Below are 7,073 nucleotides of genomic sequence, written 5' to 3'. Positions count from 1 at the left end.
CGGCCAGCTAACAGCGCCAGCCCTATCACCGGTGACGCGCAAATAGATCATACCATCGCGCTGATTCGACAAGGCGGACCGTTTCCTTATCCGCATAAAGACGGCTCGACTTTTTATAACCGTGAAGGCAGGCTACCGATACAGACACAAGGCTATTACCGTGAGTACACTGTGCCCACACCCGGCGTATCGCACCGCGGTGCTAGGCGTATCGTCACAGGCGGTCATCCGCCCACCATCTACTATCTGACCGTGGACCACTACGATAGCTTTCATAAACTGGAAGCAAAATAACATGAACCAAGCCATTTATTATGTCAATCCTGACAGCGCCGAGCACGATAACGCGCTACAGCAGGCAACTGTCATCCCTATCGCTGACGTACTCAACAAGCACACGTTGCTAAGCAGTCTGGCAGCAGTGTGCCACTTCCCCAGTTATTTTTCGCACAACTGGGACAGCGCTTGGGACTGCTTGACCGACAGCGATGTGACCAAGCTTGTGCTGGACTTGACGACGGTAACCAACATAACGACTAAAGACTTTACGATGTTTCAACGCATCATTGAGGACGCCTATAAAGAGTTTGGCAAGCCGCAACTGTGGGTCATAACACCGCCGACAGACTCCGCTTAACCAAAAATCATCACCAAACCTGAATTCGAGATAAAGCCACATTTATCCCGAATTCAGGTTAATTTATTTTTATAGAAAGGATTAACGTATGGAAATTACCTTAAACGGCTATTACACGCTGATACTGGCCACTTTAGTGCTGCTAATGGGGCGCTTTTTGGTCAAAAGGATTAAATTCTTAGAAGATTTTAATATTCCAGAACCAGTGGCTGGCGGCTTGGTCGCGGCAATCGTGGTCTATATTCTCAATACGGTGTGGGGCTATGCCTTCAACTTTCATCAGGGGCTCCAAACTGCGACCATGCTGATGTTTTTTGCCTCCATCGGTCTCAGTGCTGATTTTAGTCGCCTAAAAGCTGGTGGCACGCCGCTGCTGATTTTTACGATCGTGGTGTCGGTGTTTATCGTGCTACAAGACATCGTGGGCGTCGCTATGGCCAGCGTGTTAGGACTCGATCCTCTGCTTGGGCTGGTGACAGGTTCCATCGCTCTGACGGGCGGACATGGCACCGCAGGCGCTTGGGGCATTACTTTAGAAGAAGACTATGGCGTGGTGGGTGCGACCACACTTGGTATCGCAGTGGCCACTTATGGTCTGGTCGCAGGCGGTATCATCGGTGGCCCTGTGGCGCGCCGCCTGATTCGGCGGCTCGGTCTCAAGCCAACCCCTGCTAATCCCAACCCTAGTGATATCGAAAAAGTCGCTGGGGCACAATCGCTATATAGCACCAAACATGATGAAGACTCAGCCCATAGCAACAAAGAAATCTTTGAAAGACCTGACAGTATGCGTTTTATCACCGCCTCCTCGACCATTGAGACGTTGGCGCTATTTGCCGCCGCTTTGGCGTTTGCCGATGTGATGACGCTGCTGGCCGCCGACACTTGGTTTGAGCTACCTACCTTCGTTTGGGCGCTAGCAGGCGGTGTTATCATTCGTAATGTGCTCACCACTTTATTTAACTTCGATATGTTTGATCGCTCAATCGATGTGTTTGGTAACGCCTCTTTGAGCTTGTTTTTGGCCATGGCGCTACTGTCTCTCAAGCTATGGCAGCTGACTGATCTGGCAGGCCCTGTGCTGATCATCCTATTGGTGCAGACCGCTATTATGATCATCTATGTTTACCTGATTACCTTTAAGGTCATGGGCAAAGACTATGACGCGGCGGTGTTATCAGCAGGGCACTGTGGGTTTGGTATGGGTGCGACGCCGACGGCGATTGCCAACATGCAGGCGGTCACTGATCGTTACTTGCCTTCGCCAAAAGCGTGTTCTTTGTCGATATCGTCAACGCCACGATATTACAGATATTTACCAAACTGCCATTTATGTAAGCTATTTAATCAAAAGTTAACCTAAACTGCGCTTTATAAGCCTCGATTATTTTTATAATCGGGGCTTTTTTGGGCGTTTGGGGCTTTTTTAGGCGTTTAATATAAAAAAAGCAGAGCGCTAACAGCACCTAACCCTATCGTTACGCAACTTCTAATGACACAAAACCCATTAGCCGTTATCAATACCTTATAAAAATAATGAGGCATACTATGTTGATATTTGCAGTGATTGTTGTGGTATCCGGTGCTCTGATTATCGGAGCACTATGGGGGCTTTATGGCCGCTTGCCAACCTGGCTTGAGGGGAACTTATTGGCGGTCGCTGGCGGCGCGCTGATGATATCCGTGGTCATCGAGCTGGTGCAACCGGCGGTGACTGACAGCGGGGTTTGGATTACCGCAGCTTTTGCCCTGTTGGGCGCAGTGGTATTTGCGAGTGTCGATTATCTACTCGATGAAAAGCTCAATGCCGAGGGCGGCTCAGGGCTGCTGGCGGCCATCACTCTCGATGGCATCCCAGAAAACTTAGCGCTGGGTGTGGCATTAATCAGCGGCAACGTCATGCAAGTGGCGGCTCTGGCCGGCTCTATTTTGTTATCGAACCTGCCAGAAGCAGCAGGCGGTGCCAAAGAAATGCGCCGAAACGGTGCCAGCAACAAAAAAGTGCTGATGCTTTGGGTTGGGGCCGCAGCTTTATTATCACTGGCGGCTATCTTGGGCAAGATACTACTAAAAAATGTCGATGACGCCGTTATTAGTGCGATCAATTGCTTTGCCGCAGGGGCGGTTATTGCCTCTTTGGCCACCGAGGTCTTCCCGACCGCCTTCAAACGCAGCAACCATTGGGCGGGTATTAGCACCACCATTGGCCTCATCTTAGCATTGGCTTTAAACCAGCTTGGTGGCTAAAAGGTGTGTCAGGTAGCTTTGTATAGTCAGTTCAAATTAAAATTGTTATAAATCTAAACGCGCTACTGGTACAAATTTTACTTGCATGCTGTTACCACAGAGGCTGCGCAAAATTCATCCCAGCAGCGCTATGTCATTTTTAGAATGAATTGACTATACTATCGAGTCGTATTAACAGAGAGTTTTTTAAAGTGACGGACTGCCCAGCTTTGTACGTATAACGGTTTAATTCGCATAAACTGACCACTTAAAAAATACAAACCGCCTAGCCATTAAGCTAAGCGGTTTTTTTCAACCTAACGGTAAAAATCAAGCAATCGAAAATTACTGGTTTTTTTCGTAAACTGGTAACTCTTTACAGATAGCTTCTACTTTGCCGCGTACTTCAGCAGCGACTTTTTCGTCACCGCGGCTGTCTAGTACGTCACAGATCCAGCCTGCCAACTCGCCTGCTTGTGCTTCGTTAAAGCCGCGCGTGGTAATCGCTGGCGTACCGATACGGATACCAGAGGTAACAAATGGCGATTTTGGATCATTTGGTACGGCGTTTTTGTTCACAGTAATGTGGGCATCACCAAGCCATTTGTCCGCTTCTTTACCCGTCATTTCTTGCTTGACGAGGCTGATGAGCATCAAGTGGTTTTCAGTACCGCCAGAGATGATTTCATAACCGCGCTCTTGGATGACTTTTGCCATCGCTTGGGCGTTTTTGACCACTTGCTGCTGATAGGTTTTAAAGTTGTCTTCTAATGCTTCTTTAAAGCAAACCGCTTTTGCCGCGATGACGTGCATGAGCGGGCCACCTTGGTTGCCTGGGAAGACAGCAGAGTTTAGCTTTTTCGCCAGCTTCTCATCACGCGCCAAGATCATGCCTGAGCGCGGGCCACGTAGGGTCTTGTGCGTGGTGGTGGTGACCACATCGGCAAAGGGTACTGGGCTTGGGTAAACGCCACCTGCAACCAGACCCGCCACGTGTGCCATATCAACCAGCAAGTACGCGCCCACTTCGTCGGCGATATCACGGAAACGCTGCCAATCAACGACTTGTGAATACGCGGAAAAACCTGCGATGATCATCTTTGGCTTGTGCTCACGAGCCAGAGCATCAACTTGGTCATAGTCGATCAGGCCAGTGCCTTCGACGAGGCCATACTGCACGGCGTTGTAGTTCAGGCCTGAGAAGTTGATGTGCGCGCCGTGAGTCAAGTGACCACCAGCGTCTAGGCTCATGCCAAGTACGGTGTCATTGGCCTCTAGCAAAGCCAAAAATACGGCAGAGTTTGCTTGACTACCAGAGTGCGGCTGGACGTTGACGTATTCTGCACCAAACAGCTCTTTTGCGCGGTCGATGGCCAATTGCTCGATCACATCGACGTGCTCACAGCCGCCGTAGTAACGCTTGCCTGGATAGCCTTCCGCGTATTTGTTGGTTAGGTCGGTGCCTTGTGCTTCCATGACCGCTTGTGAGCAGTAGTTTTCTGAGGCAATAAGCTCGATGTGGTTTTCTTGACGCACACTTTCGGCGGCCATGGCTTCTGCAAGTACTGGATCAAACTCTTTGATAGAAATATCTTTAAACATAATAATGTCCTAGGTAGTGGCTATCGTTAATGGTAGTGTTTATCGAAAAGAAGCGAGTAGCAAAAGGAGGTAAAACAGGCAAGCACAGGCAATTGGCCTGTCATTGACGTGTCTATATCGACAATCAAATCGACACGCAGGCATCGATATCATCGCTAAAGTTTAAGTGTAACATGAAAATTTGTATGGTGAGCGCAAAAAAACCTCACGCTAAGCTGAACAAATTAAATGGCCTTATAACGCAAATAAATAGCCAATAAAATAAAGTATTTATCACGGTATATTTATATTCTTGGATATAAATTTTCCTGTTCTCTGTTGCAGCCTATCTGTGATTGTCTATTTTGGCTGAACGCGGGCAAAAACGTCTCGCTGATCAGCAGCGTCCGCCCATACCAGTCATAACGCGTTTGCCGTTGCCAGCCTTTGGCCGTCTGTGAGATAAAACGCTGATTGGGCAACGTGCGACTGCGCTTAAATAACACATAACCGATGGGCGTACTCTTGAGCTGCTGCAAACGGCGGGCGCGGCCTTTGAGACTGGGCAACGGAAAGATGCTCTGTGCCTCGACCCACGGCTGCTCATCATTGCCATATAGGTACACCTCGCGTACCCACGCCAGCATCGGCCGATTTAGCTGCGCGCCTCGTACACCCAGCTGGCGTTTTTGTGCCAATGTCAGCGCGCGATAGCCCTCAAATCGGCGCTCAACGCGCAAGGGCTGCCGAGCTTTTACCTCTAGTACAGCAGTCAAAGAGCCTTCGACATTGAGCCAAGCGTATAGCTCGGCGGGCGGCGGTACAGGGCAAAACAGGTGGTTACTAGGCATAGTAAGCGGCTAATGATGACGGATAAAAGACGGATAAAAGACGGATAAAAAAATAGATGAGAGCAGCGCTAGCGACTGGCATCAGCGGCGGGCATATTATCAGCATTAAACGGTAAGGCGTCAAATGCTCGTCGGCGATACTCGGCCATATGCTCTCTGTCTCTACGGCAAAAATCCGCAATGGCTGGCACAAACCGCCCATCATAAACGCGGTGCAACGAATGGGTCGTCGTCGGTATAAAACCGCGAACCAGCTTATGCTCACCTTGCGTCCCTGGATCAAAATAGCTCAAACCCTGCTCGATAGCAAACTCGATGCCTTGATAATAGCACAGCTCAAAATGCAAGCTATCATAGTCCGCCAGCGCGCCCCAATAGCGGCCGTATAAAGTCGCGCCTTTGCTATCGGGCTTATCGTACAAAAACAAACTACTGGCAATGATGTCACCATGCGCATCACGCGCTTGAGCCAGCATCAGGTGCTCAGGCATACTCGCGGCCAACGCCATAAAAAAATCTAGCGTTAAATAAGGCTGCTGGCCGCGCACCGCATAGGTCATCACATAGCAATGATAAAAAGCGTGCCAGTCCTCCTCGCAAATCGTATCCCCGCATTTACGCTGACAACGGATGCCTTGCTCGGCGACCTTGCGGCGCTCAGCGCGGATGGTCTTACGCTTTTTGGCTCTTAACGTTGCCAAAAACGCCTCAAAATCTGCAAATGGCTGCGCGTTTTTTAATAAGTCTTGGTTTTGCCACAAAAACTGACAGCCCTGACGCTCCAGTATCGGTATGTCGATGGCCACCGCTGCACCGCCCTGCTCTTGCGCCGCCAGTGCACTCATGACATCGCTATCTGTCGGCATGGCGGCAGCTACAATACCGGCCAACTCAGGCGTGACAAACAGTCCATGCCAGCTTGATGCCCCCACTTGCTGAGCAATATCATCTACGCCTGCTAGGGCGGTCTTTATGATATCGGCACGCAGGCGCTCGCCATCAGCCAGCCAAAACCGCTGACCGGTAATCGGCGTATAAGGTACGCTACTGACCAGCCGCGGATAGTAGTCGACACCATAGTGCGCGTAGGCCTCTGCCCAAGCATGATCAAACACAAACTCACCGCGGTGATGACCCTTAATAAAGACTGGCAGCACCGCTATAGGATGCGTGACGGATACCTTGTCGCCTGCGGCTAATGCCTTATTGTCACCGTCAGAGTGTGCCTTGCTGTTTTTGACGTCAGCGGCGCTTGGCGGTGTTATACCCTCATCGACCTGATGGATCAAGACATATATCGGCAGCCAGCCTGCCTGCTCACCGATGGCGCCCGTGTCTGCCAGCGCTTGCCAAAAAGCAAAGGACATAAATGGCGTGTCTGGCGTTTGCCACTCTGCCATCTGCTGCCAGCTGGTATCACTCATCAGTGCGTATTTTAAACGTATGCTCATGGTCACTCTAGCCGCTCTATATGTGTCAATGTTTTATTTAAGGCGTATATCAGTCAATCACTTATAAAAGACAGCCAAACATGGTGAGATGTCTGCTCGCATCAAAACGACAGCAAATATCAGCCATCGCTGCGTTACCTAAAGCTTATCGCTGTATGTGAGACAAAGATATACTCTAACCTAAAATAGCCTAGCAAATTTTTGCCGGTTTGCTGTCACAATTTGCAAAGCACACTCACCACTTTATAAAAACCACTGACAGTAAAGGCGCGGTTTTAGGGCGTGTCCTCATTTTAAAAATGGTGATAAAAATGAGATAAATCGCCG

At 49.7% G+C, this 7,073-nt stretch carries 6 protein-coding genes and 1 pseudogene; 4 read left to right on the top strand and 3 right to left on the bottom strand.

Annotated elements, in window-relative coordinates:
* The 4 genes and pseudogenes from NK638_RS11245 to NK638_RS11230 form a co-directional block, all read left to right on the top strand.
* Positions 1-294, top strand: a 294-nt coding sequence (locus NK638_RS11245; protein WP_274633086.1) for a ribonuclease domain-containing protein, incomplete at its 5' end; no start/stop codon positions are given.
* A 1-nt stretch (position 295) separates the two neighbouring features.
* Complete coding sequence (locus NK638_RS11240) at positions 296-637, top strand: barstar family protein (RefSeq protein ID WP_274633085.1); 342 nt, start codon at positions 296-298, stop codon at positions 635-637.
* An 88-nt stretch (positions 638-725) separates the two neighbouring features.
* A pseudogene (gene gltS, locus NK638_RS11235) lies at positions 726-1,975 on the top strand (sodium/glutamate symporter).
* Between the two features lie 210 nt (positions 1,976-2,185).
* Positions 2,186-2,884, top strand: a complete 699-nt coding sequence (locus NK638_RS11230) for a ZIP family metal transporter (RefSeq protein WP_274633084.1) — start codon at positions 2,186-2,188, stop codon at positions 2,882-2,884.
* Between the two features lie 324 nt (positions 2,885-3,208).
* On the opposite strand, the gene glyA is transcribed toward NK638_RS11230, so the two are convergent.
* From glyA to NK638_RS11215, 3 genes are all read right to left on the bottom strand, one after another.
* Positions 3,209-4,465, bottom strand: a complete 1,257-nt coding sequence (gene glyA / locus NK638_RS11225; protein WP_075101749.1) for a serine hydroxymethyltransferase — start codon at positions 4,463-4,465, stop codon at positions 3,209-3,211.
* Between the two features lie 284 nt (positions 4,466-4,749).
* The gene (locus tag NK638_RS11220; RefSeq protein WP_274633083.1) at positions 4,750-5,295 is read right to left on the bottom strand and encodes a chorismate--pyruvate lyase family protein; all 546 of its coding nucleotides are present in this window, start codon (positions 5,293-5,295) and stop codon (positions 4,750-4,752) included.
* A 68-nt stretch (positions 5,296-5,363) separates the two neighbouring features.
* Positions 5,364-6,740 carry a GNAT family N-acetyltransferase gene (locus NK638_RS11215; RefSeq protein WP_274633087.1) on the bottom strand — a complete coding sequence of 459 codons (1,377 nt, stop codon included), beginning with the start codon at positions 6,738-6,740 and terminating at the stop codon, positions 5,364-5,366.
* Positions 6,741-7,073 lie beyond the last annotated feature (333 nt).

Source organism: Psychrobacter sp. A3, from assembly GCF_028823565.1.
In the GTDB taxonomy this organism is placed as follows: domain Bacteria; phylum Pseudomonadota; class Gammaproteobacteria; order Pseudomonadales; family Moraxellaceae; genus Psychrobacter; species Psychrobacter celer.
The sequence above is the reverse complement of the archived record's forward strand: the minus strand, read 5'-3'. Positions and strand labels throughout refer to the sequence as shown.